Raw genomic sequence first — 22,766 nt, 5'->3', positions numbered from 1 at the left:
CTAGAACTCGATCCCCTGCTGGGCGCGAATGCCCTGCTCGCGGTAGGGATGCTTGATCATCCGCATTTCGGTCACCAGGTCGGCGCAGTCGACCAACTCCTGCGGCGCATAGCGACCCGTGATGATGACGTGCATGCGCGCCGGGCGCTGCTTGAGTACGGTCACGACGTCGGCGACGGGAATCCAGCCGTAGTGCATGGCGTAGGTGAATTCATCGAGCACGATGATGTCTTCCTCGCCCTCCAGGATGGCTTCCTTGCACCGTCCCCATTGCTCCACCGCCAGAGCCTGGGTGCGATCCATGTCCTTGGACAGCCAGGTGAACCCGTCGCCCAGCGCCTCGATGGGGATGTCGAGCCGCATGGCCGCGCGGTGCTCGCCAAACGTGGCGCCGGTGTGCTTGATGAACTGGAACATGCGGATCTTGAAATCCCGTCCCCAGGCGCGAAAGATCACCCCAAGGGCGGCCGTGGTCTTGCCTTTGCCTTCGCCGGTGTTGACGATCACCAGCCCATGGCGCTTGCGACGGGTCTTGGTGACCTCGGCGGGCGGCGTATGCGGATCGCGGCCGCTCATGTTCGGCCTGCATTCGCGCTCGGTGCGACGGCGTCGGCCGGAACGCCTTCACGGACTCCTTGGCCGTTGGCGCCGGCGGTTGGGGTCGGAGCTCCGTTCCTTCCTGATGGACCGATCACGCTGATCGCCAACGACCCCGTGACAGGATCGCGGTAGACGGCCGACTCGACGCCGAACGCGGATTCGATGATCTCCGGCACGAGCACCTCCTCCGGAGTTCCTTCGGCAAGCACCCGGCCGGACGCGAGCAGGATCAAGCGATCGCAGTATCGCGCTGCCATGCTGAGGTCGTGGATGGCGGCCACTGCGGTCAGCCCCTCATCCACCAGACGACGGACCAGATCCAGCACGCGCAGCTTGTGCAACACGTCCAAGTTGGCGGTCGGTTCGTCCAGCAGGAGCACCCGCGGCTGTTGCGCTAGCGCGCGTGAGACGAAGACCCGCTGGCGCTCGCCTCCGGACAGGGTGTCCAGCGTGCGCGCCTCGAAATCTTCGGTCTCAGTCAAGCGCATGGCCTCCCGGGCGATGCGATCGTCGGCCGGCCCTTCGATCTCAAAGCGCCCTAAATGGGGATAGCGCCCCATGAGCACCAGCTCGCGCACCGTGAATCCGTGGGTGTAGGGCGCGAGCTGCGGCACCAGCGCCAGCTTGGACGCGACCTCCTTGGCCGGGCGGGAGGTCAGGTCCTCGCCTTCGAGCCAGACCACGCCTTCGTGCGGGCTCAGCACACCCGCCATGGCGCGGAGAAGCGTGGACTTCCCCGCGCCGTTTGGACCGATGACGCCGACCAGCTGCCCGCGATCCGCGCGCAGGTTTATGCGCTCCAAGAGCGACTTGGCCTCGACCTGGAAGCTGAGATCGTCGGCCTGGAGCGCCGTGGATGGTTCGACTTGCGCCATGGGCTATTCCGCCAGACTAAAGGGTGGGCTCTCGGTGTCACCGAAGTCCTCGGGCCACAGGAGCCGCGCCAGGTCCTCGGCGCCGCGGATGTTCCAGTACGAAAGCGTGGTGAAGTGCTTGCCCTCGACGATGTGGACTGCCTCGTTCTTGATTGCCGGAAGCTCGGCCAGGGCCTCATTGTCGAAGAGGCTCTGCCTGAATTCCTCGGCTCCAAATTCCCTGGGCTGGGCGATCACGATGACCTCAGGCGCCATGGCAATCACGCCCTCGAGGCTGGTGGTCTGGTTGCCCTCGACTCCAGCGTCAGCCGCCGCGTTTAGTCCTCCGGCCGCCTCGATCACGCTGCCCTCGGTCGAGTCCGCCCCGGCCACCCACAGCTTGTCGGAGTATTGGGTGAGCGCCAGCACGCGCGGACGGGTTTCGACGGCGCCGGTCACGGCAATGAGGGACTCGTACCGGTCGCGAATCTCGGTGGCGAACTCCACGGCCCGCTCTTCTTCGCCGAAGATGTATCCCATCAGGAGGATGTTGTTGATCCGCGCCTCCGCGTCGTGCTTCAGCTCGGTCTGGATCACCAGCACGCCGGCCTTCGAAAGGGCTTCGACGCCGTCGGCCGAGAAGAACGGGCTGGTGACTACGACATCCGGCGCCTCGGCAATGATCGTCTCGGGGTCACGGGAAATCTGGGGCTTGTCCTGCAGAAGATCGGCGACGTTGGAGTAGGTGGCGTTCTGGGACGCGCTGCCGACGGCCACCAGCCGGTCCAGCGGCACCAGGGCCAGCGTCATTTCGTCGTGCCCGACCGAAGCCGTGATGATGCGCAGCGGCTTGAACGGGATGCTGAACACACCGTTGAGCCCTTCGACTTCACGAGGCCAGCTGAAGTTGGTGGGGTCGACAATGCCACGGACGTTGGCGAATGCCTGCGTGACCTCCGGCGGCAGCGTCATCGCATCCTGGGTCGGGGTGGGCTCGGCGGTTGCCGTCGGCGTCGCCGGGGCCGTAGGCGTCGCCGTCTGGGTTGGGGTCGGTTCGGCGGTCGGTTGAGCCGTGGGCGCGGCCGTCTGGGTCGGCATCGGCTCGGGCGTCGCTTCAGGCGTAGTCGGGGTGGTCGCGGGCGCAGCCGATGCAGTCGTCGGCGACCCCTCCGGGTCCGGCCCGCAAGCCGCCAGGGCGAGCGTAAGTGCGAGAAGCACCAAGGGAATCATGACGAGTGTGCGAAGCCGTTGCATGTCTACGAGCAGTCCTTTCGGTGGGACGAATCCTTGCCTGGGTCGCCCTGTTGCGACGCCGATTGAGGGCCGGTGTGGTCACGGGTGAGTGGTGGCTAGAGGGGTGACACGCGGCAGCCCTTCCGTTGCTCGCGCTTCATAGCGCCTGCGCCTGACGTTTATTGCGAATCAGCAGTAGGACAAAAAACGGCGCGCCGACGAAGGCCGTGAGCACGCCGACCCGAAACTCGGCCGGCTGGACAATGGTCCGAGCGACGGTGTCGGCGACGATCACGAAGACCGCGCCGGCGATGGCGCTGAGCGGAATCAGCACCCGGTGATCGGGGCCCAGCACCAGCCGCAGGATGTGGGGCGTCACGAGGCCCACGAAGGCGATAGTCCCGCTGACGGCCACGGCCGCGCCGGTGGCCAGCGCCGAGGCGGCCAATAGCGTTCCGCGGGTGAGGCCCACGCGAACGCCCATGGCGCGCGCCTCGTCGTCGCCCAGCATCAGCAAATTGAGATCGCGAGACGCCAGCAGAATGACCGCGGTGGCGCCGAGAATCAGCGGGGCCGAGATGTGCACGTGCTCCCAAACGCGCGAATCCAAGCCGCCCGCGAGCCAGAACAGGATCTCCCGCAGCGCTTCGTTGTCGGGCAGAACGATGATGATCGTGGAGACGATCGCACCCAGAAAGGCGTTGACGGCGATGCCCGCCAGCAGCAGCGTGGCCATCGAGAAATGGCCCCCAACGGCCGCGATGCCGTAGACGAGAAACGTGGCGGCCAGCGCGCCAATGAAGGCGAACGTCGGCAGGGCCAGAAAGAACAAGCCGGTCGCGCCGGTGGCGATTGCGATGACCGCGCCAAGGGCGCCGCCCGCGGAGACCCCAATGATCCCGGGATCGGCCATCGGGTTGCGAAACAGCCCCTGCATGGTGGCGCCGGCCACCGCCAGCGCCATGCCGACGACGGCGCCCACCAGGATTCGCGGCAGCCGGATTTGCTCGATGACCAGCTGCTCGGTGCGGCCAAAGTCAGCCAGCTCGATGCCAATCGGTGCCAGCACGATGGACGCCACGTGGTCGGCCGGGATATTGACCGGCCCGAGACTCAGGGAGATCAGGGCCGTCGCAAGGGCAATGACCGTGAGAACGGCACCGCCGACGGCAAGGCGAATTGAGATGCCAGCCTGGCGATAGTTGCGCAGCGACGTCAGTCGCGCGGCCCCGAGCACGCCTCACCTCCAGCGGCTCTCCGCTGGAGACCTGGGCTTCCGTAGGCTAGGTGCGACGACCTGACCGCGAGGACCCTCTCTATGGCGGAGAGTGGTCACCTCTCGCTCAGGCAGGTCTCCTGGCTTACGGGCTTAGGGGGTTTGCCGGGCCCTTCCCATCAGCATTCTGACAGTGGGCGCCGGCCCCAAAATCCCGCTTACAGTGGCGCAACCGCGGCGGATTCTCACCGCCTTCCCTATTCTCCCTAGGTGGGCACCTGAAGCGAACGGTGTTTCGATATTCAGTTGGCGCGGAGTATTTCCGGCGGCATCGAGGCCTGTCAAGCAGCCACCACGGCGGGACCGCGGAGCGGCCAGCCAGAATCGGGGACGTCGCATTCGGCGGACATGGAGTACCTTCAGCAACGTGCCAAAGACGATTCAAATCCGGAACGTCCCGGACCACGTGCATCGTGAGGCCAAGGAACGCGCTGCCCGCGCCGGGCTCAGTCTCTCCGACTACCTGCTGCGGGAGCTGGAGCAGTCCCTGTCGGTTCCGCCGGTTGAGGAGGTGTTGGCGCGCATCGCCGGGCGGGAGCGCCTGGAACTTTCCGAGTCTCCGGCTGAGCTGGTGCGGGCGGAACGCGACCGGCGTTGACTGTCGCTGGCGCGTCGGCGGTGATCGAACTTCCTCACGCCAACGCACAGGCTGACTGAGAGCCGGTATCCGGCGCCATGCCCCTGGGCGATCCTGACGACCCGTTCGTGCGACCGACGGCGCGGGCTGTTCTGCTGGATCGCCAGGATCGCGTGCTGTTGATCCTGGCGACGATCAGTGTCGGCCGCGACCACGGCCCGGAATCGTTCTGGCACATGCCCGGCGGATTGATCGAACCGGGCGAGACCGCCGAACAGGCCGCCAGGCGCGAGTGCGCTGAGGAGACTGGCATTCGCAACATCAGCGTCGGCCCCTGCGTCTGGCATCGGCGGCACGTAGCACAGTGGCACGGGCGCTGGTACGACTGGCGCGAGCGCTACTTCCTGGCTCGGACGGACCACGTTCACACCACAGCGCGCCACATGGAGGGACACGAGCGAGAGGAGTTCCGCGAGCATCGCTGGTGGTCCCTCGACGAGCTGCGGCGGTCTGACGAGATCTTTGTGCCCGGCCGCCTCGCGGAATTGCTTCCGCCGCTGGTGGCGGGTGACCTGCCGAGCGAGCCGATCGACGCGGGCGTCTGAGCGCGCACCTTGAGTCCGGTGGCGACGGACAGGTGGATTCCCGCCTCCGCGGGAATGACGGAGCGGTAACGCAAGAGTCTGCGTCGCGGGAACGTCGGACTCGCTGCACTCGCCCGTGAGCCGCCGTCCCGCCTTGTGCAAGAATCCGCAGCGGACTGAAGCGCGGGGCGGTGCGTCCGCCGCCGTATGCGGGCACCGACGGAGCCGGGAGGGACTCATGGCGGCAAACCTGAAGCGGCTGATCGCCGTCTATCTGTTTGGCGTGGGGGCCATGGTGGCCATCCACTTCCTCGTCACGCGGTTCTACGACCCGACGTGGGAGGACGCCTCGCTCGCCGCCTGGAGCGTCATGAACCCGTTGCAGGTGATTGCCGTGGCGCTCACGGTGGTCGTGACGTTCCTGCGCAAGCGCAGCGTGTGCGCCAGCCTGTCCGACCAGACGGTGACCCGCGAGTACCTGGAAGCGAACGTGCTGTTCTACTTCTCGGTGCCGTTCCTGCTGGCGCTGCTGTGGAACTGGTTCGGCGTGCAGTTCGCCGATCCGGCGCACAGCTCGGAGCTGCTGTGGATCATCATCGACGTCACGCTGCCGGTGCTGCTGGGCGTCACGGGGCACCAGTTGCTGACCGAAGCCAAGGGTGAGGCCGGGTAGGAATACCCCGTTGTCTCGCGAATCGAGCTAGCGACGCGGCTACCGAGCTTCGCGCATAGCGGATATCGGGGTCGGTTTGCTTCCAGACCGGTAGCAAAGCGGTACAATGTAGTCACATTGCACTCGTGATTAAACCACATGGCAGCGAACTCTGTGACCACCTACGGCATCAGGGAATTCAAGGCGAGGATCAGCGAGATCCTCAAAGAGCTCGACGCCGGCTCCGAGGTTGTGATCACCCGCCGCGGGGAACCCTGCGCCCGGCTGGTTTCCGTTCCGCAGCTCCCGCGTGAGAAACCGTCACTGGCATCACTGCGGGGCGCCCTGTCCGACCTTCCGGACGCAATCTACGAGGATTTTCGAGAGATCAAGGCGGTCTGGGAGCCTCGGTCGCCGCCATCTCGGGCATCTGAGCAGTGACGAACGGGCAGTTTCGAGCCGTCGTCGACACTCATGCCCTGTGGTGGTATCTCAAATCGCCTGAACGTCTTTCCGCCGCCGCCACCGCGGTATTCCGCCTGGCCGAGACGGGCAACGCCACCATTGTCGTTCCGGCTATTGCCGTAGCCGAGTTTTACTTCCTGTCGGTCAAGCTAGGCCAGGCCTTAGCTCCCTCCCACCTGCTGGCGGCATTGGGCTCAGTGGGTGGCATCGAGTTGTCGGATTTGGGTCGAGACCAACTTGAGAGGCTTGATCGCTATCCCGAGATCCCGGAAATGCACGACCGGCTGATCGCCGCGGAGGCGGCGGCTCTGGATGCCCCGGTTGTGACCCGGGATGCGATCCTGACCGCTTCGTCTCAGATTGAAACCATCTGGTAGGGAGTCCCGCGAGCTTCAGGAATGCCGCGGCGCGCCCAAGGCCAGGCAGTTATTCTCGCGCGCCTTCTTCGTTCAACTGCTGACGAGCCCGCTCGGCGTTTGCGAGCATCTGCTCGATGAACGCAATCAGATACGTCAATTCATCGTCAGTTATTCGACTCATGGTCTTCACGTAGAATGAATCTACTTTCCCCATGAGTTGAGCCGCGATCCCGCGTCCCTCGTCGGTCATTTCAATCGATACCATCCGTCGGTCGTCTCGACGGCGTGTCTTTCGCACGAAGTTTCTTTCTTCGAGATTGGACACGATACGGCTGATTCGCCCAGTATCCAGCGGGACGTGCTTTTGGATATCCGAAACTGTGATTGGCGCGTTCACAAAGCAGGCGGCAAGCACCGAATATACGCCGACGGCAAGTCGGTCTTCAGCCAGTTCTTCCTCGATGCCGCGGTACATCATGTGAACCACACTCATGATGTTTTCCTGCAGCTTTCCAATCTGCGCCTGCAACTCCTCGCCTTGCATCTCGTCCTTCATTGGGCGTTACCGCACTCTGCCGAATCTCCTGGCGCCGACAGCTTCTGCATGACGGCCGTGCATTCCGCGAGTTCCGCTTGGCTAATGTCGCCAACAAGACCTTTGTAGAACTTCAGGGCGCTCTGCATGAGATCAGGCATGAGCTCCCGGCCTTTTTCCGTCACCTCAACTCTCACGATGCGTCGATCATCCGCGAGGTGAGCCTTTGCCATCAGACCCTTGTCCTCGAGTCTAGATGTCGTGCGGCTAATCTGCGTATAGTCAATCGGAACCATCGACTGCAGGTCTTTGATCGTCGTTGGTCCAGTGGCGAGACAAATCCCCAGAATCGTATATTCAACGGCGTCGATCTGATAGGGAGATAGCTGTTGCTGAAGTCCTTCCACAATGGCAAGAGTCAATCTCCTCAAGCCATCCTGCAATCGAACGGCTCGAGCATTCACCGATGGGTCGGTTTGCTGGCCTTCCACGTTAACGATTGACCATTCGGGATCGAACCTTACGATTCCATCGCGGCATCTTGGTCATCGTAGCATACCGATGTCTGAGGGCAGTAGATCACAAGAAGTGGAACGTGCCACTAATCTGGGATTAATTCGGCCTAATCTGGCAACTACTTGCTCGACGAGCGGGAGTACCCAAGGTCGTCCGCGAAGCTCGATTGGTCGTCGAGCGAACCGATGAGGATCTGGGCTATCCTCCGCCGGAGCCGCTCCCGCGTGTCACCTTGTCAGCCTGGTCGCGGGCCGGTCTCGTTCAATTGGCCGGCCGCGTCCTCCCATTGAAAGGCCCTGAAATCCTCGATGAGATTCACCAGCCATACCCAGGGCTCTCCCTGTTGGGTCGATCTGGCGACCACGGATCAGGCGGCGGCCAAGGCGTTTTATGCGGGCCTGTTCGGATGGGACTGCCAGGACAACCCGATGGACGAGGCCGGAAACGTCTTCTACACGATGGCAATGGTGGACGGCGCGTTCGTGGGCGGCATGTACGAGCAGCCGGAGGATCAGCGGAAGGCGGGCATTCCACCGCACTGGATGATTCACCTGGCGGTTGACGACGTGGATGCCATCGCAGCCCGTGTGCCGGAGCTAGGCGGCACGGTGGGCGCGCCGCCGTTCGACGTCTTCGAGGCGGGACGGATGAGCATCATCAGCGATCCCGCCGGCGCGCACGTGGCGTTCTGGCAGGCAAAGGACCACATTGGCGCGGGCGTGAAGTCCGAGCCGAACACGATCCACTGGTGCGAGCTGTTGACCCACGATCCCGTCGCCGGCACGGCGTTCTATACGAGATTGCTCGGCATGGAGTCCGAGACGATGACGATGCAGCAGGGAGGCGACTACACCATCTTCCTGTCCGACGGCGTGGGCGTGGCCGGCAACATGGCGATGCCCGAGCACCTGCGCGAGCAGGGCGTCCCGGCGCACTGGAGCGTCTACTTTCAAGTCACGGACGTCGACGCCGTGGTGGGCCAGGCGGTCGCCAAGGGCGCCCAAGTCGCACTGCCGCCGATGGACATCGCGATGGTGGGGCGGATCGCCTTCCTATTGGATCCACAGGGGGCGGGTTTCGGTCTGACGCAGCCGGAGTCGGCGTAAGGGACGTTCTTGGGTCCGGGGCAAGCGAAGAGTGCGCGGGGCCATCTTGGGCAGTTCCAGATAGCACGGACTGGACTCCGGCTTCCGCCGGAATGACGGAGTGGTCAGTTCCCGGTGGCCCAGGCTGCGCGCAGCCTGGGAGTCTCAACGGCGGCTGGTCCGGTCCCTCTCCCCACCGTGGGAGAGGGTTAGGGTGAGGGGGACGGACGGACCCACGCTGCACGCAGCGCGGGCCACCGGAGCGTCTCGAGGGTATCTAGGCCCGTTCATGGTTCGACGGGCTCACCACGAACGGGGCAGGCCGACCGCGAACGGGACTGGCCGACCGCGAACCGGGCCAAGACTTCCGAAATGGCGGATTTGTAACAGAGGCGCGCGGGCGCAGCAGGTAGGCTGCGAGGCCGCCGACCCCCATCCCAACCTTCCCCCTTGCAGGGGGAAGGAGTCCGATAGGAACTGATGCAGCCGCCGGCCAGCTATGACGAGATCGTGGGGCGGGTGGTTGCGGCATGCGACGCGCCGCCGCTGACGCTGTCCCGACACCCGGTGGACGAGCTTGGCCTCGACCTGCTGCGCGTGGACGTGGCGCCGCAGCGTCCGGCGCTGGCGCACGTGGGACTGTTTGGCGGCGTCCACGGCGACGAACCTGCCGGGTATCTGTCGGTACTGGAGTTCCTGGAGCAGCGCCACTGGGCCGATCATCCGGCCATTGCCTTCAGCGTCTTTCCGTGCCTGAATCCCACCGGATGCACGCTGGGGACCCGCGAGAACGCGGACGGCATCGACATCAACCGGACGTACGACCGTGACGAGGTGCCGGAGGTGCGCGTGCTGCGGGCGATGATCAAGCACGACGGGTTCGACGCCTTTATCGACGCCCACGAGGACCCGGAGGAGGACGGGTTCTACGTCTACGCGTTCCTCGAGAATCGCGCGTGGCACCCGGAGATCGTGGAGGCCGTGGCCGAGCGCGGGCCGGTCACGGGCAAGTCGGAGGTGGACGAGACGCCGGTCGAAGCCGGTCTGATCTCGGTGGGCGAGGACCGATCGCGAGAGGAAGCCTTCCAGGAGTACATGGAGGACGGCGACTGGCCGCTGCCGTTCTATCTGTACTCACTGGGCATGCGCTCCGGCATGACGACGGAGACGCCGGGGCAGATCGAGCTCTCAACGCGGGTGGCGATGCAGCACGCCGCGCGCGAGCGGCTCTTGGAGTTGCTCATCGGCGCGCGGAGGGCGAGAGCCTAGACCGCGCTGCACGGGCGGGTCTGAGACCCGCCCCTACGTGAGGCTTAATGCGCGATCATCCGCCCAGGCCAATGCCCCGAATGCCCTCACCCTAACCCTCTCCCAAAGGGAGAGGGGACCCGAATTTCGGCTGCCTTCAACGGCGCGGGCCAAACCTCGGGCGCAGTTACCAGCCCAGCGCGTAGCCGATGGTTCCCTTGGCGGATACCGCTCCAGCGATGACGTCGCCGGGGCCGCCGAATTGGATCGCCATGGGCTTGCCGTTGGCCCAGCCGTTAGTCAGCTCAACTTCGTGGCCGCGGCGCTCCAACTCGGCGACGACGTCGCTGCCGATGCGGCCTTCGGCCACCACGCGACCCGGATAGGCGCCGCGCGGATAGAACGACGACGGGAAGTGCACCGAGTGGACCGTGGGCGCGTCCAATGCTTCCTGGAGGCTCATGCCGAAGTGGACATGGTTGAGGAAGAACTGCAGCGTCCACTGGTCCTGGCCGTCGCCGCCGGGCGTGCCGAACACCATGTAGGGCTCGCCGTCGCGCATGACGAGCGACGGCGTGAGCGTGGCGCGGGGTCGCTTGCGCGGGGCCAGCGCGTTGGGACGGGCCGGATTGAGGTAGAACATCTGGCCGCGCGTGCCCAACGGAAATCCGAGCCCGCGGATGACGGGCGAGGTTCCGAGCCACCCGCCGCTGGGTGTTGCCGCGACCATGTTGCCCTCGGCGTCAACGGCGTCCAGGTGGGTGGTGTCGCCCAGGTGCGCGTGGCCGAGGCCCAGGTCCCGGACTTCGCGGGCCTCGAGCTGCAGCGCCCGACGGTTGTCGTCGGCCACGTCAACGGTGGCGTACATCGGAATGCCCTGCCCCAGGTCGCCGGGCCGCATCTCCAGGGACGCCTGTTCGCCGATCAGCGCGCGTCGCTGGGCGGAATAAGCCTTCGAGAGCAACCGGTCGAATGGCACGTCGTCGAAGCGTGGGTCGCCGTAGTGGGCCTCGCGGTCGGCGAAGGCCAGCTTGGCGCACTCGATCACCGTGTGCAGGTAGTCCGCCGAGTTGTGGCCCAGCGTCGCCAGATCGAATCCGTCCAGCAGCGCCAGTTGCTGCACGAACACCGGGCCCTGGGTCCAGCTGGAGCACTTGAAGACATCGAAACCGTGATAGTTGAAGCCGACGGGCTCCTCGAACTCGGCCTCCCACTCGGCGAAGTCCTCGTAGGTCAGCAGGCCCGCGTGCGCCGATCCGCTGGCGTCTTCGACCGGATTGGCCGTGATGAAGTCGATGATGCGTTCGGCAATCTTGCCCCTATAGAAGGCGTCGCGCGCGGCCTCGATGCCGGCCACCCGTCCGCGTCCGGCAGCCGCCTGGTCGGCGCGGCAAAGGACGCGCAGGGTCTCGGCCCAGGCGGGATTGCGAAGCAGAGCCCCAACCTGCGGCGCCCGCCCCGACGGCAGGTAGACCTCGCCGGTGCTGGGGTAAAGCTCGGTGTACTTGTCCTCGTTGCCCGCCAGGCTGTCGTGCAGACCCTGGTAGACGGGAAAGCCGTGCTCGGCCAGCTCGATGGCGGGCTGCGCGACCTCGCTGAAGCTGAGGGATCCAAATCGGGCCAGGGCCGCGGTCCAGGTTCCGACCACGGCGGGCACGCAGGCCGGCAGATAGCCGTCGCCGGGGATCAGGTCGATGCCGTGCTCGCGGCACCAGTCGATACTGAACGCCTGCGCCGACCACCCCATGCCGCTGAGCGCGTAGGCCTTGCGCTCGCGCGCCGAGTAGATGAGCGTCGGCACCTCGCCGGCCAGCCCGTTGCTCTGCGGCTCCAGCAGGTTGAGGCAGAAGCACATGGCCGCGGCGGCGTCGATGGCGTTGCCGCCCTGCTCCATGATGCGGAAGCCGGCGGCCGTGGCCAGATAGTGACCCGAGGTGACGACGCCGCGTCGGCCCATCACCACCGGGCGGGTGGCATGGGCCGGGCGTTGCCCGGGGCTGTCGTCTCCCAGGAACGTCGTGACCGTCATGGGCTGCCGGACCACCGTGCGGCACGCAGGCCACCACGGGCGGTGGCCTGCGTCCTCACGTCGATAGGTCTAGCTTGCCGTTTCGGTCGCGCGCAGCTCGTCGGACCAGTCGCGCCACAGGTCGCCGTCCGGGTAGGCCAGCGCCACCTCGTCCGGGAGGGACTCCTCGGTCTTGTCGTAGGCGTATATGGTGGCCTGACGGATGATGTCGCTGCTGGTGTTCTGCCCCGCCATATGCAGCATGTTGGCGTGCCAGAGGACCACCGAGCCGCAGGGTCCGTGGGTGTCCACGACCGGCGTGTCCTCCTTGATTTCCGAGATCGGCGGCGTGACGTAGCCGTCGAACTTGCCGGCGGAATGCCGCAGGCTCAGCCAGTCGTCGTTGGACGGGATGTCGCCGCGGTGCATCGCGGACCACCGGTCCCAAATCCGCTGATGGCTGCCGGGCCACAGGTGGAGGCCGCCGGCGCCGAGCGGCAGGTCGTCGAAGTAGGCCGCGATCTGGAGCCGCCGCCGGCTTTCGTACATGCCCTCCGCCGCGTGAGCCGAGGGGTACCTGGCGCTCGGCTGGACCTTGGCATAGGGGTACTTGTTGACGCGGCCGCCCGGACTGTTGGGCAGCGTGCAATAGAGACCGCGCGATCCCTGGGCGGTGGCCCAGACGGGACCGGTCTTTGGCAGGCGCAACTGCTCGGTCTTGCGCGTGGCCTTGCCGAGCCACTTGTCGGACTCCGGACCCAGGTGGACCTCCATGCTGGTGATGTGGTCCTCGGTCAAGAGCGCCGGACCGATGGTGGTGTTGGTCTCGTCGAGACCGTTCGGCCAAATGACCTCACCGTCGCCGAGCAACTGCTCCGCGATGTCGAACATGGCGCGGGGCGCCAGGTCGAGCAGCAGCTCTTCGGCGCCGTTGCGAATGTAGAGCCGGTGGCCGCCGCCGCCGAAATACGGGTCGCCGCCGCCCTCGGGACGCTCGTAGCCTTCCCGCTCCTCGTCGGAGAAGGGCAGCCACGTCGCGGGGTCGTCCCGCTTCATGCTGGGTCGGTGCTCGGCGATCAACTCCCACATCTGCTCGCGGGTCTGGCGGCAGAGCTCTAAGTCGAGCACTGCCGGCAAGACCAGGAAGCCGTCGCGCTTGAACTGGGCGATCTGCTCGGTGGTGAGCCGCGGAACCTGCGCCACGCTGTTGGATGGCGTTGCCATGGGATCCCTGCCTCGTTGAGAGACGAGTGTGCGGATGCCTGATTATGGCCTATTGGGGCCCGGCTGGGGAGCGCAATTGCAGCGCGCGGCGGCCTATTTTTAGATCGGGTGCGTGCCAATTGCGGAGAAGGCGGCACCGGCTGGCACCGGGCACTCCGAATGCCCGGCGTAGAAAGCGAAGTTTCTCCCGCGACCTTGGACTTGACCCGTCCGTGGCACATCAGATTTGCTTGCCTGACCCGCCGCCGTGGCACGGTACGCCGGGTTGTGCCTCACCTGACGATGGCTTGATATGCGCCTCGATGAGCTTGACTTGAAATCTGAGGACTACGCGCCCGAGCCGCCCACCGGTAAGCAGCTCAAGATCGGCCTCGTGGGCTGCGGCGCCATCGCCAATTCGGCCCATCTGCCCGCCTACCGCGACTTCGGCTACGACGTAGTCGCCTGCATGGACATTGATTCCGGAGCGGTCGCATCGACCTGCAGTCGCTGGGGCGTTCCACGGGGCAGTACGAAGCTGGACGAGCTGCTCCACGATCCAGAGGTCGAGGTGGTGGACCTGGCCGTGCACGCCAACGTGCGGCCGGAGGTCCTCCCCAAGATCGCGGCGGCGGGCAAACCGATTCTCTCGCAGAAGCCTCTCGCCCTGGATTGGGCCTCCGCCAAGCAGATGGTCCGCAGCGCCGAGCAGGCAGGCGTGCCGCTGATGGTCAACCAGCAGGCCCGCTGGGCGCCGGCCCATCGGGCCATCAAGGTGCTGGTCGACCGCGGCGTCTGCGGCCCGCTCTACAGCGTGGCCCACGTGCGGAGGTCCTGGCAGGACCACTCGGACCGCTGGTGGCGCCACCTGAAGGACTTCAACCTCGTGGACCACGGCGTCCACTACATCGATCTGGCTCGCTATTTCACCGGGCGTTCGCCCGACGCCGTGAGCTGCGCGACCGCCGTGGTCCCGGGGCAGCGCGCGGTATCACCGCTGTGCCACTCGCTGCTCATGCACTTCGACGGCGGCGACGTGTTGTGCACCGAGCACTTCAACAACATCGCGCCCAGTCCGGCGGCTCACTCCGACACCTGGTACCTGGATGGGGTCGAGGGTTCGATCGTGGGTACGCAACAGTGGGTGGAGGTCTCCCGCAAGGACGCGCCCGACCGCCGGGTGCGTTTCCCAATCGAGGGCCGGTGGTTCCCGGACGCATTCGGCGGCAGCATGGCCGAGATGATGACCGCGGTCACGGAAGGCCGCGAGCCTCTGACCTACGGCCGCGACAATCTGAATTCGATCAAGACTGCCTTCGCCGCCGTCAGAAGCAGTGAGGAAGGCCGCACCGTACGACTAGGCGAGTTCGGCTAAGATCAGGCCGGCTGAGCCGGCCCGATGCGGTCGATCCAAGGTCCTTGTGGTCCGAGCAGGCTACCCGTCCTCTTCGGGAAGCAGCACGACTCGCCGGTAGCGCTCGCATGCGGCCGCGACTCTGTGCGGGGCCGTGCCACTAAACGAGCGGAGAGTTCTGAACGACAGCAGTGTGATGCGCGTTGCTCCAACTGCTTCCGCCTCTCGATTGAGCTAGTCGTCGTCGCAGCTACCTGAGCAGAACCGCTTGATAATCCAATTGCCATCGCTCTGCATTTCCGCACTAATCCGATAGTGAATTACTCCAATCACCCCGCCGAGACCAAAAGAAGATTCCGACCGCACATCGTCTATATGGGCGACTCCCCAGATATCAACGAAAAAGTGCTTCCAAACGATGGTAATGACACATCCTTCGCCTCTTACGACAACCATTCCCTTATGGCATTCCGGATCGCCCTGTTCGGGGTCGATTCCTGAGCCCAAGCAGAATGCAAGATTCAGAAGATTCACGTCTGTAAAGGTTATGTACGTCCAATGGCCCGGCAGGCAACCAAACATCAGACCGTTGCCGCTCAGATATAGCCGGTAAAGCCTGTTCAACCTCCCGATCTGTCGCGGTATCGATCCAGCAAGATCATTGTCGTCAAGTTCCAGTCGCGAAAGATACCTCAGGTTTGAAAGCTCGGCCGGGATCGCTCCGCTCAACTCATTCCGGCTCAGGTCCAGGGCGACTACACCGGTCAGCCGCCCAAGCTCGGCGGGAATCGCTCCACTCAAGAAATTGTGACCGAGATCCAATTCCTCAAGACGCACCAGACGGCCCAATTGCGTTGGAATTCGACCGTGGAGGTAGTTATACGCAAGTCTCAGTTCGGTAAGTTGGAAGAGGTTGCCCAACTGCCGCGGTATAGGGCCGGACAATTGATTGACATCGAGATGCAGCACCTTCAATCGACCCAGATTCCCGAGCTCAGCGGGGATTTCGCCGCGGAGAGTGTTTCCGCCGAGCCTGAGACTCGTGAGCCCCGCGAGGCATCCCAGCTCGTGCGGCACCTCCCCGGTCAGATTGTTGCCGTGGAGGTCTACCTCGACCACCGCTCCCGCGTCGTCAGTCGTAACTCCGTACCACGAGCCGATCGGGACGTCGTCGAGCCAATGGTCCTTGGTCTTCCAGTTTGCTCCGCCGGTCGCGTGATACAGGGCGATGAGGATATCCCGGTCGGACATCGCCCAATCGGCGCTTGCAGACACCGGTGAGGAGATCGTGAGTGTGGGCAAGGCCGCGAGTTGGCAAGTCGTCGCCGGAATCTCGGCGGCATCGGGAATAATCACGTTCTGCAGCCGCTTCAATTTGTCGGGCAGGTTTTGCAGGATGACGCGCCCGACCGTCGTGCCCGGCGCCGGCACATTCCAGATGACGAACACCGCCCGCTGGGTGCGCAACATCTGAACGCCCTGCGGGTTACCGTTGACTTCACGCTCCTCGTAGCGGATGGGCAGGCGTAGAGATTGAGCCAATCGGGCTCGGCTAGAAAGCGATCCTTGATCGCCTCGTTTTGGTCCAGAAGCGCCAAATGGTTTTGAGTGATCGTTTGGAAGTCGGCGCCTCGATCCGCCTCCAACACCTGGTGGGCGGGCACGAACGGTAGCTCGATTTCGGGGAAGCGATTGGCCAGGTTGTCGAGCGTGTTGTAGTAGTTCATCCGGCGCCGGCCCGAGTCCCACTGCAGGATGACCTTTTGGAACGCCTGCAAGGTGAAGGGACCATCGACCCAGCGCTGGCTGATGGGATAGCCCAGCGCGCCAAGGTCGCGAAGCTTCACAAAGTCCCACAGCGGCACGTCGTCGGCGTTGGTGACGGCGTAGCCGTCATAGGGGTACGTCGTGTCGCCGCCGGTGATGGTAAAGAGGCAACCGCCGTCGAGGGGGATGCCGTCGCACTCAAGGGCGCTTGCGGCGGGTGTGAACGCCAAGACCAGCGCGAGAGTCGTCGCGGTCAGGCACAGCCGCATCACTCCGCGCTCGGCGCCCACCCTCTGTCGTGGCCTACCGCGACGACCCGCGAGTATAGGGGGACCCTAGGAAATGCATCTGGCTCGGCTCAGGCAAGACTCTCGGCACGCCGATCATCGACGTTGACGCCGCCTCCGCGTACAGCCGCCACGACCCGCCAATCCCCGGCGACCTAGCCCTCTTCGGGGAGCAGCAGCACCCGCAGGTAGCGGTCGTCGGTGAGGTAGAGCCGGGCCGCGGCTGAGACCTGCTCCAAGGTCACGGCATCCAGCCGTTCTTCGAAGTCGAGGATCCCTGAGAACTCCCCATCCCGCTGCACGACGGCCTGGATTTGGCCACGCCAGAAGCTGTTGTCGCGCAGCTGCTCCTCGCGGGGCGTACGCAGCAGTTCCTTGGCCGTGTCCAGGTAGTCTTGCTCGCCGCCGTCGCGCAGCCAGGCGATCTCCTCGAAGACCGCGTCAAAGAGCTCGTCCGCACGGGCGGGGTCGCTGCCGAAAATGGCATAGAGCAAGAACTCCGGTTCCGGAAACCGGGTGACTCTGGTGATCGCGCCGACGCTGTAGGTGCCGCCGAGCGCCTCTCGCAAACTCTCGCGCAGACGGATCTGGAGCATCTCGCCCACCAGCGTGAGCGTGAGCGCCTCCTGGCGGCTCCACTCCATGCCGCCGGCGAACACCACCGCCGTCCGGCTCCGAGGCTCGATGCCGATGCGGACGACGTGCTCCTCCAGCCCTGACGGTCGCTCGACCCCTACGTCGCGCCACTGCTCGACGCGCCCAGCGGTCGGCAGACTGGCCACATATGTTTCCGTCAACGAACGCAGGGTTTCCCAGTCGAAGGCGCCGACGAACACGAAGGTGGCGTCGCCCAAGTCCGCAAACCGGTCGGCGTAGACCGCTTCCGCGCGTTCCAGGCTAAGTTCGTCCAGCAGCTCGAGAGTGAGCGGGCGCCGGCGGAAGTGACCCTGACTGAACACCGTGTTCAGCGAGTCGGAGAACACCGCGTCCGGTTGGTCGGCGCGGGTCTCGGCGGAGCTGCGCAGGCTGGTCTCGAAGTTTGAGAAGTACACCGGGTCCAGTCTGGGCGCGGTGGCATAGAGGCTGATCAACTGAAACAGCGTTTCGATGTCTTCCGGCGACGAGCTGCCGTTGAAGCCCTCATAGAGCTCGCTGATGTAGGGCGAAACGGAAACCCGCTTACCGGCGAGCAGCTTGTCCAGGGCCACGTTGTCGTGCGGCCCCACACCGCTGCCCGAAACCACGGCAGCCGCGTAGGTGGCGGAGACGTGGTCGGCGTCGTCCACCAGTGAATGCCCGCCCGGACTGAAGGCGCTAAACACGATTTCGTCATTCTTGAAGTCGGTCTGCTTGGCGATCACGGTGATCCCGTTGGACAGCGTCCACTTGACGGCATCGATGGACTCGATGGCCTCTTCGCTGGTAATGCTGCCCGCCGTCGGGATGGTGGCCATGAGCGGCACGTCGGCCACCTCGTCCTCGTAGGGATCGACCTCGAGCGTGTCGGCTGACGCAAGCCTTGCCTGCAGCTCGGTTTCCAAGTCCTCGTCCGACTTGTCGCCGCTTCCCTCGGGTCGCATCACCAGGAGCACCGTATTTCCGGGCTCGCTCCAGGTTGCGGCCACGGCGTCGACATCCGCCAGGGAAATCTCGGGCAGCAGCGCCTGGTAGAGGGCCCACTCAACCTCGATCCCGGGAACCGGTGTCCCGTTCAAAAAGTGATCGGCGTACTCCTGGGAAAGATTGACCGACTCCCGCTGATCTCGCTCCTTGTAGACACGCTCAACTTCGCTCAGCAGATTGGACTTCTCACGCGCCAATTCGCTTTCGGTAAACCCGTGCTGTCGAGCGCGCTGCGTCTCTTCGAGCAGCGCCGCGAACCCGGCCTCGACGCCATCCTGCTCCACCCAGGCCGCGAACTGCACCAGGTCCACCGGCTGGATGAATCCTCCCCGCAGGGCATTGGCCCCGAGATAGGGAGGATCATCGACCTGTCCGCGCTCGAATAGCCGGGCGTTGAGCATCATGAACGCCAGGCGCTCCACCACAATGCGCCGAAGCGCCGCCAGGTCGTCGCCCGACTCGGGCGGGAGCTTTCGCACCAGGAACATCTGCGTACCGGGCGCCTCGGGGTCGCTGAACACGTTGACCCGCGGCTCGTCGTGCTCGGGCACGCCGTATCGCGGCCGATCGGTCGGCGGTCCGATGGCGGCCGCCGCCTGGCCAGCCTCGCCCTCCGGCGGCGGCGCGAAGTATTGCCGCACCTTGGCTTCGATCGCCTCGGTGTCGAAGTCGCCCACGGCGATCACGGCCATCAGGTCAGGCCGATACCAAGACTGGTAGAAGTCCACCAGCCGCTCTGGGGGAGCGTTTTCAAAGACTTCGGGCAGCCCAATGGGGCTGCGCTCGTTATAGCGCGAGTCGCCGAAAATCAGCGGAAACCAGTTGTCCTGAAAACGCGCGCCGAACCCCCGAAACAAGCGCCACTCTTCCAGGATCACGCCGCGCTCGAGCTCCACTTCGTCCGGCGCAAAGGTGATAGCGAAGGCCCAGTCGCTGAGAATCTGAAACGCCTTCTCGAGAATCTCCAGATCGTCAGTGGGGATCTCGACGAAATACTGGGTGACGTCGAATCCCGTTGACGCGTTCACGTCGGGTCCGAAATTGCTGCCGATGGACTCCAGGTACTCGACGATTTCCTGCTTGGCGAAGCGCTCGGTGCCGTTGAATGCCATGTGTTCGACGAAGTGCGCCAGCCCGCGCTGATCCTCTTCTTCGAGAATCGAACCAGCCTTCACGATCAGCGAGATGTGAGCCCGCTCGCGCGGCTCGTCGTTGTGCCGGATGTAGTAGACCAGGCCGTTGCTCAAGGTGCCCCGAACCACGCTGGGATCGAAGGCCAGCGGCGCGTCCGGGCCGGAAGGCACGGCAACCGCGGGCGTGGGCTCAGGCGTAGGCGTTGGCGTCGGCTCTGGGGTAGGCGTGGGCTCGGGCGTGGGCGTGGGTGTCGGTTCAGGCGTCGGCGTGGGCGTGGGCTCCGGCGTTGGTGTTGGGGTGGGGTCCGGCGTCGGCGTGGCTGTTGGTTCGGGTGTCGGCGTGGGCGTGGGCTCAGGAGTTGGTGTCGGCGTTGGTGCGACGGCCACGGGCGTGGCGGTGGCGGTGGGCGTCGGATCCGGGGCGGGTGGAACCTCGTCGCCGCAGGCCGTCAACACGACCGCGAACAGCGCGACCGCGGAAATAATCGCCGACAGGTTCAGAGGTGGCCGCATGGATCTCACTTTGAAGTGTCTATTCCGCCGCTCGCCGGCACTATTCCGTCTTCCGGAAGCTTTGCCCGCGGCATTCGCCACGGGACAAGCCTCGACGGCGCGCGATCGTAGCAGGACGGCCCGCTACCGCGACGGTGTCTCCATTCGGCAAGGTGTTCCCTCGGAGGAGACTCATTTCCACGCCGACGCGTGCATGTGACCTCAAGAGATTGGGGCCGAGCATTCGGACCACGTCAACCTTGCCGGATTGTCGGCGCTTTCTCGGTAAGTCTTGGTCCGGTTCGCGGTCGACGCGGTGCAGTCGTCCGAGCCGCGGCAACGGCTGACTGGTCGTCGTCCCGTGGCCGGCATCGGACGCGTCTGGGAGACGCATCCGGCTAGTTGCATCCGGTTGCACGCCTTTCAGCGTCCATTGAGGTGCGAGTACTCCAGCTTGCCGAGCGAAGGTTCCGTATTCGCTGAGGCCATGCGTTCAAATGACCCGTGGATCACGTGGGAGTAAGCAATTCGATTCCTGGGGTCCTTCCACGGTCATGGGGCATCCGTAGCTACGAAGTGGGGGAAGTGGGTCTCACGGAGACAGTTGATTCTCCAGGATTCCCACCTGCGTCAGAAACCTCCGCACGGCCACCGCACACTCCTGCGGTTTTTCGAGTTGCAGGAAATGTGTCGTGTCGGGAATGAACTCATGGTCCACGTCCGCGTTCCCGTAGTCGAACGACGGGTCGCTCGGCTCCTCTGCGGCGGGGTCTGCGGCTACGGTCTTGACCGGACACCGCATGGCGCCGAAATCGACGGTCACCGCATACGTTGAGGCATGGTCCCAGATCTGCGCCTCGAACTCGGCGGGACAGCGGAGCTCAAACCCCTGGCCGGTCGCAGACTTCTTGAGGGTCGTTCTTGCCACAAGTTCGAAGACTCCCGGAACGGCCCGCCGAAAATAGGGCAAATAGGTATGAAGTTCCGCCAGCTCTTCCCTGGACCGGAACCATTGTGTCCTCCGCCTGAGCATGTCGGCTGTGCTCTTTGCCCGCGATTCGAACGCCCGGTACTTGGAGCCACGGTTGCAGAGGGGCGGGGCGAATAGCACCAAGGCGGAGTAGCCGTCTCCCCGCGACGGCGCATGAAGGCATGCCAGGGCTGAAATGGAGTGAAACACGCCAACGGTCGGTTTCTCGCCATAGCGACGGCCGATCGCCTCACGAATGCGGTCGTGGTCTCGTGCAAAGGTGCCGACGCGGTGGTCCGACTGGGCGCCGACGTTGTTCCAACCGTGATTCCGCAGGTCGTGGACAAGCAAGTCGAAATCGCGGCTCAGAAGCGACCAAAACGCATAGTAGAGGTCAATGGCAAGGCCGTTACCGTGGCTCAGCACCAGCCTGGGGCCATCCGGGTTTCCGTGGCGTCGCAGCATGATCACGGCGTCGTCGTCCACCTGGACTGGATGAACCGACAACGGCTTTGGAATCTCCCAGACGGCTGCGAGAGACCCTTTCACGGTAGGCTCCCTCCTGCTCGAGCGAACATGGACGCCAGAATCAATGGGCGGATCCAGCTATGGACGAACCCGACCGCCAGAGCCGCGTTGGCGTCGACGAGCCGGCGTCGTCTGCGGAAACATCGGGAATTCACCGTCAGGGCAACCTCAACTTAGGTCGCCAAAGCCACTTTTAGCACAGACCGGACGCGCGATGAGCGGTCGCAGAGTGCGCTGAACAGGAACTGCGACTCGCAGACAACTGAGTAGCCCAGCACGGCGCCGCCAAGCCATCGCGAAGCGCCACAGCCTGGCCGAAGTCGCCGATCTACGCCCGTTAGGAGCGGGGGACGGGGCTCGAACCCGCGACATCCAGCTTGGAAGGCTAGCGCTCTGCCAACTGAGCTACCCCCGCCGATGCTTGAATTATCGGGCGGCGGCGGAGTCGGGGCAATGGCGGGCGATTCGATGAGCCGGCGGAAGCCGAAGCTTCGGGGGCGCTACTCGACCGCGCCGTGCTCCAACGCCCAGGTCCGCGCCTGGCGCAGCGATTGCATGACCTCGTCGTCCGGCACGGCTTCCTCGTGCACTTCATAGGTGGCGTCGCCGAAGATCCCGATATCGAACGTGATACGCATGCCGGGATCGCGCGCGACGGTCAGTGGGCCTTCGAAACCCTGCTCGGCGAGACCCGCCATGAACGGCGCCAACGGGGCGACGCCGTCGCCCAGGTCCACCGGGCAGTATTCGCCCTCCGCGGCCACGTCCTTGAGGTGCACCACCTTGATGCGGTCGCCGGCAATATCAAACAGCTCGGCGGGGTCCTGACCGCCCGCCGCGAACCATCCGGTGTCCGGACCCGCGCCGATGCGCGAACCGACCGAGCCGTTCAGCCCCGAGTAGTCCGACGGGCGGCCGAAGGGGTAGGGCCACTGGTTGGCGATGGCGAGATCGATCTGGAACTTCTGGCACAGCGGCTCGAGCTCGCGGGCCTTGCTGAGATTGGCGCATTCCGCCACCACGCGGCTCGCTCCGAGCCGGGACGCGACCTCGAACATGCGCGGCATGCGGGTCCAGTTCTCCTCGGCGTCGGCCGGGTAGTAGGCCACGACCTCCAGGCCGGTGCGGGAAATCTCGTGCGCCACGTTGTCGATCAGTGCATTGGTCATGGTGTTGTAGTCGCAATGGACCGAAGATAGCTCCACGAAGCGATAGCCGGCCTCGGCGATTTTGACGACGGCCGTCTCGATGGGATCGCCGGCGAACACGCTGGTCATGCAGGCCAGCTTCATCGGAGCGGCGCTCCGTGTCGGGCAGAGCATTCCGGCTTCAGGTTGCCGGCGCGAAGCGACCCGCTCGGGACCATGCCACTACCCATCACGGACAAGCCGGATCGGAGCATTCACAAACGCGCAGT

The 22,766-nt window shown here is 64.9% G+C and carries 21 protein-coding genes, 1 tRNA gene and 1 riboswitch; of the genes, 8 read left to right on the top strand and 14 right to left on the bottom strand.

Annotated elements, in window-relative coordinates; genetic code table 11:
* From cobO to OXG33_11050, 4 genes are all read right to left on the bottom strand, one after another.
* Positions 1–576, bottom strand: coding sequence for a cob(I)yrinic acid a,c-diamide adenosyltransferase (cobO, locus tag OXG33_11065; GenBank protein ID MCY4114461.1), 576 nt, complete (start codon positions 574–576; stop codon positions 1–3).
* A complete protein-coding gene (locus OXG33_11060) occupies positions 573–1,475 on the bottom strand; it encodes an ABC transporter ATP-binding protein (protein ID MCY4114460.1) in 903 nt (300 codons plus the stop codon). The genes cobO and OXG33_11060 overlap by 4 nt, the downstream gene beginning before the upstream one ends.
* 3 nt (positions 1,476–1,478) lie before the next feature.
* Entirely contained in the window at positions 1,479–2,708 is a 1,230-nt protein-coding gene (locus OXG33_11055) for an ABC transporter substrate-binding protein (protein ID MCY4114459.1), read from the bottom strand.
* A gap of 136 nt (positions 2,709–2,844) precedes the next feature.
* Positions 2,845–3,924, bottom strand: coding sequence for an iron chelate uptake ABC transporter family permease subunit (locus OXG33_11050; protein MCY4114458.1), 1,080 nt, complete (start codon positions 3,922–3,924; stop codon positions 2,845–2,847).
* Between the two features lie 91 nt (positions 3,925–4,015).
* Positions 4,016–4,200, bottom strand: a riboswitch (cobalamin riboswitch).
* Positions 4,201–4,330: 130 nt separating this feature from the next.
* On the opposite strand from OXG33_11050, the gene OXG33_11045 reads away from it, so the two are divergent.
* The 5 genes from OXG33_11045 (at position 4,331) to OXG33_11025 (ending at position 6,618) form a co-directional block, all read left to right on the top strand.
* The gene (locus OXG33_11045; protein ID MCY4114457.1) at positions 4,331–4,561 is read left to right on the top strand and encodes a hypothetical protein; all 231 of its coding nucleotides are present in this window, start codon (positions 4,331–4,333) and stop codon (positions 4,559–4,561) included.
* A gap of 77 nt (positions 4,562–4,638) precedes the next feature.
* Positions 4,639–5,145 (top strand): NUDIX domain-containing protein, encoded by a 507-nt coding sequence (locus OXG33_11040; GenBank protein MCY4114456.1) that lies wholly within the window; start codon positions 4,639–4,641, stop codon positions 5,143–5,145.
* Between the two features lie 217 nt (positions 5,146–5,362).
* Positions 5,363–5,797 (top strand): hypothetical protein, encoded by a 435-nt coding sequence (locus tag OXG33_11035; protein ID MCY4114455.1) that lies wholly within the window; start codon positions 5,363–5,365, stop codon positions 5,795–5,797.
* Positions 5,798–5,935: 138 nt separating this feature from the next.
* Positions 5,936–6,217: a type II toxin-antitoxin system prevent-host-death family antitoxin gene (locus OXG33_11030; GenBank protein ID MCY4114454.1), complete on the top strand. Its 282-nt coding sequence runs from the start codon at positions 5,936–5,938 to the stop codon at positions 6,215–6,217.
* Positions 6,214–6,618 carry a PIN domain-containing protein gene (locus OXG33_11025; GenBank protein MCY4114453.1) on the top strand — a complete coding sequence of 135 codons (405 nt, stop codon included), beginning with the start codon at positions 6,214–6,216 and terminating at the stop codon, positions 6,616–6,618. The genes OXG33_11030 and OXG33_11025 overlap by 4 nt, the downstream gene beginning before the upstream one ends.
* Positions 6,619–6,667: 49 nt before the next feature.
* Here the strand turns inward: OXG33_11025 and OXG33_11020 are convergent, their stop codons facing one another.
* Together OXG33_11020 and OXG33_11015 are read right to left on the bottom strand one after the other, a co-directional pair.
* Entirely contained in the window at positions 6,668–7,156 is a 489-nt protein-coding gene (locus OXG33_11020) for a MarR family transcriptional regulator (GenBank protein MCY4114452.1), read from the bottom strand.
* Positions 7,153–7,626 carry a MarR family transcriptional regulator gene (locus tag OXG33_11015; GenBank protein MCY4114451.1) on the bottom strand — a complete coding sequence of 158 codons (474 nt, stop codon included), beginning with the start codon at positions 7,624–7,626 and terminating at the stop codon, positions 7,153–7,155. Before OXG33_11015 ends, OXG33_11020 begins: the two co-directional genes overlap by 4 nt.
* Positions 7,627–7,959: 333 nt before the next feature.
* Between OXG33_11015 and OXG33_11010 the strand changes: the two genes are divergently transcribed.
* Together OXG33_11010 and OXG33_11005 are read left to right on the top strand one after the other, a co-directional pair.
* Positions 7,960–8,757: a VOC family protein gene (locus tag OXG33_11010; protein ID MCY4114450.1), complete on the top strand. Its 798-nt coding sequence runs from the start codon at positions 7,960–7,962 to the stop codon at positions 8,755–8,757.
* Positions 8,758–9,216: 459 nt separating this feature from the next.
* A complete protein-coding gene (locus OXG33_11005) occupies positions 9,217–10,005 on the top strand; it encodes a M14 family metallocarboxypeptidase (protein MCY4114449.1) in 789 nt (262 codons plus the stop codon).
* A gap of 166 nt (positions 10,006–10,171) precedes the next feature.
* On the opposite strand, the gene OXG33_11000 is transcribed toward OXG33_11005, so the two are convergent.
* Together OXG33_11000 and OXG33_10995 are read right to left on the bottom strand one after the other, a co-directional pair.
* Positions 10,172–12,013 carry a gamma-glutamyltransferase family protein gene (locus OXG33_11000; protein ID MCY4114448.1) on the bottom strand — a complete coding sequence of 614 codons (1,842 nt, stop codon included), beginning with the start codon at positions 12,011–12,013 and terminating at the stop codon, positions 10,172–10,174.
* Positions 12,014–12,082: 69 nt separating this feature from the next.
* Positions 12,083–13,216, bottom strand: a complete 1,134-nt coding sequence (locus tag OXG33_10995; GenBank protein MCY4114447.1) for a phytanoyl-CoA dioxygenase family protein — start codon at positions 13,214–13,216, stop codon at positions 12,083–12,085.
* A 313-nt stretch (positions 13,217–13,529) separates the two neighbouring features.
* On the opposite strand from OXG33_10995, the gene OXG33_10990 reads away from it, so the two are divergent.
* Positions 13,530–14,570 (top strand): Gfo/Idh/MocA family oxidoreductase, encoded by a 1,041-nt coding sequence (locus OXG33_10990; protein MCY4114446.1) that lies wholly within the window; start codon positions 13,530–13,532, stop codon positions 14,568–14,570.
* A gap of 213 nt (positions 14,571–14,783) precedes the next feature.
* On the opposite strand, the gene OXG33_10985 is transcribed toward OXG33_10990, so the two are convergent.
* The 6 genes from OXG33_10985 to OXG33_10960 form a co-directional block, all read right to left on the bottom strand.
* A complete protein-coding gene (locus OXG33_10985; GenBank protein ID MCY4114445.1) occupies positions 14,784–16,019 on the bottom strand; it encodes a hypothetical protein in 1,236 nt (411 codons plus the stop codon).
* Positions 15,920–16,606 carry a hypothetical protein gene (locus tag OXG33_10980; protein ID MCY4114444.1) on the bottom strand — a complete coding sequence of 229 codons (687 nt, stop codon included), beginning with the start codon at positions 16,604–16,606 and terminating at the stop codon, positions 15,920–15,922. Before OXG33_10980 ends, OXG33_10985 begins: the two co-directional genes overlap by 100 nt.
* Positions 16,607–16,758: 152 nt before the next feature.
* Complete coding sequence (locus OXG33_10975; GenBank protein ID MCY4114443.1) at positions 16,759–19,872, bottom strand: insulinase family protein; 3,114 nt, start codon at positions 19,870–19,872, stop codon at positions 16,759–16,761.
* A gap of 571 nt (positions 19,873–20,443) precedes the next feature.
* Positions 20,444–21,370 carry an alpha/beta hydrolase gene (locus OXG33_10970; GenBank protein MCY4114442.1) on the bottom strand — a complete coding sequence of 309 codons (927 nt, stop codon included), beginning with the start codon at positions 21,368–21,370 and terminating at the stop codon, positions 20,444–20,446.
* Positions 21,371–21,691: 321 nt separating this feature from the next.
* Positions 21,692–21,764 (bottom strand) — tRNA-Gly (locus OXG33_10965).
* An 85-nt stretch (positions 21,765–21,849) separates the two neighbouring features.
* Positions 21,850–22,641: a sugar phosphate isomerase/epimerase gene (locus OXG33_10960; protein MCY4114441.1), complete on the bottom strand. Its 792-nt coding sequence runs from the start codon at positions 22,639–22,641 to the stop codon at positions 21,850–21,852.
* Between the last annotated feature and the right edge of the window lie 125 nt (positions 22,642–22,766).

This window comes from Chloroflexota bacterium (assembly GCA_026708035.1).
Lineage (GTDB): Bacteria > Chloroflexota > UBA11872 > UBA11872 > UBA11872 > JAJECS01.
Note: the sequence above shows the minus strand (reverse complement) of the source record. Positions and strands in the feature narration are given on the sequence as shown.

Excerpts from the sequence above, each read along its gene's own strand:
- cobO (MCY4114461.1), bottom strand. The coding sequence starts at position 576 with ATGAGCGGCCGCGATCCGCATACGCCGCCCGCCGAGGTCACCAAGACC.
- OXG33_11060 (MCY4114460.1), bottom strand. The coding sequence starts at position 1,475 with ATGGCGCAAGTCGAACCATCCACGGCGCTCCAGGCCGACGATCTCAGC.
- OXG33_11055 (MCY4114459.1), bottom strand. The coding sequence starts at position 2,708 with ATGCAACGGCTTCGCACACTCGTCATGATTCCCTTGGTGCTTCTCGCA.
- OXG33_11040 (MCY4114456.1), top strand. The coding sequence starts at position 4,639 with ATGCCCCTGGGCGATCCTGACGACCCGTTCGTGCGACCGACGGCGCGG.
- OXG33_11035 (MCY4114455.1), top strand. The coding sequence starts at position 5,363 with ATGGCGGCAAACCTGAAGCGGCTGATCGCCGTCTATCTGTTTGGCGTG.
- OXG33_11030 (MCY4114454.1), top strand. The coding sequence starts at position 5,936 with ATGGCAGCGAACTCTGTGACCACCTACGGCATCAGGGAATTCAAGGCG.
- OXG33_11020 (MCY4114452.1), bottom strand. The coding sequence starts at position 7,156 with ATGAAGGACGAGATGCAAGGCGAGGAGTTGCAGGCGCAGATTGGAAAG.
- OXG33_11010 (MCY4114450.1), top strand. The coding sequence starts at position 7,960 with ATGAGATTCACCAGCCATACCCAGGGCTCTCCCTGTTGGGTCGATCTG.
- OXG33_11005 (MCY4114449.1), top strand. The coding sequence starts at position 9,217 with ATGCAGCCGCCGGCCAGCTATGACGAGATCGTGGGGCGGGTGGTTGCG.
- OXG33_11000 (MCY4114448.1), bottom strand. The coding sequence starts at position 12,013 with ATGACGGTCACGACGTTCCTGGGAGACGACAGCCCCGGGCAACGCCCG.
- OXG33_10995 (MCY4114447.1), bottom strand. The coding sequence starts at position 13,216 with ATGGCAACGCCATCCAACAGCGTGGCGCAGGTTCCGCGGCTCACCACC.
- OXG33_10985 (MCY4114445.1), bottom strand. The coding sequence starts at position 16,019 with ATGTTGCGCACCCAGCGGGCGGTGTTCGTCATCTGGAATGTGCCGGCG.
- OXG33_10975 (MCY4114443.1), bottom strand. The coding sequence starts at position 19,872 with ATGCGGCCACCTCTGAACCTGTCGGCGATTATTTCCGCGGTCGCGCTG.
- OXG33_10960 (MCY4114441.1), bottom strand. The coding sequence starts at position 22,641 with ATGAAGCTGGCCTGCATGACCAGCGTGTTCGCCGGCGATCCCATCGAG.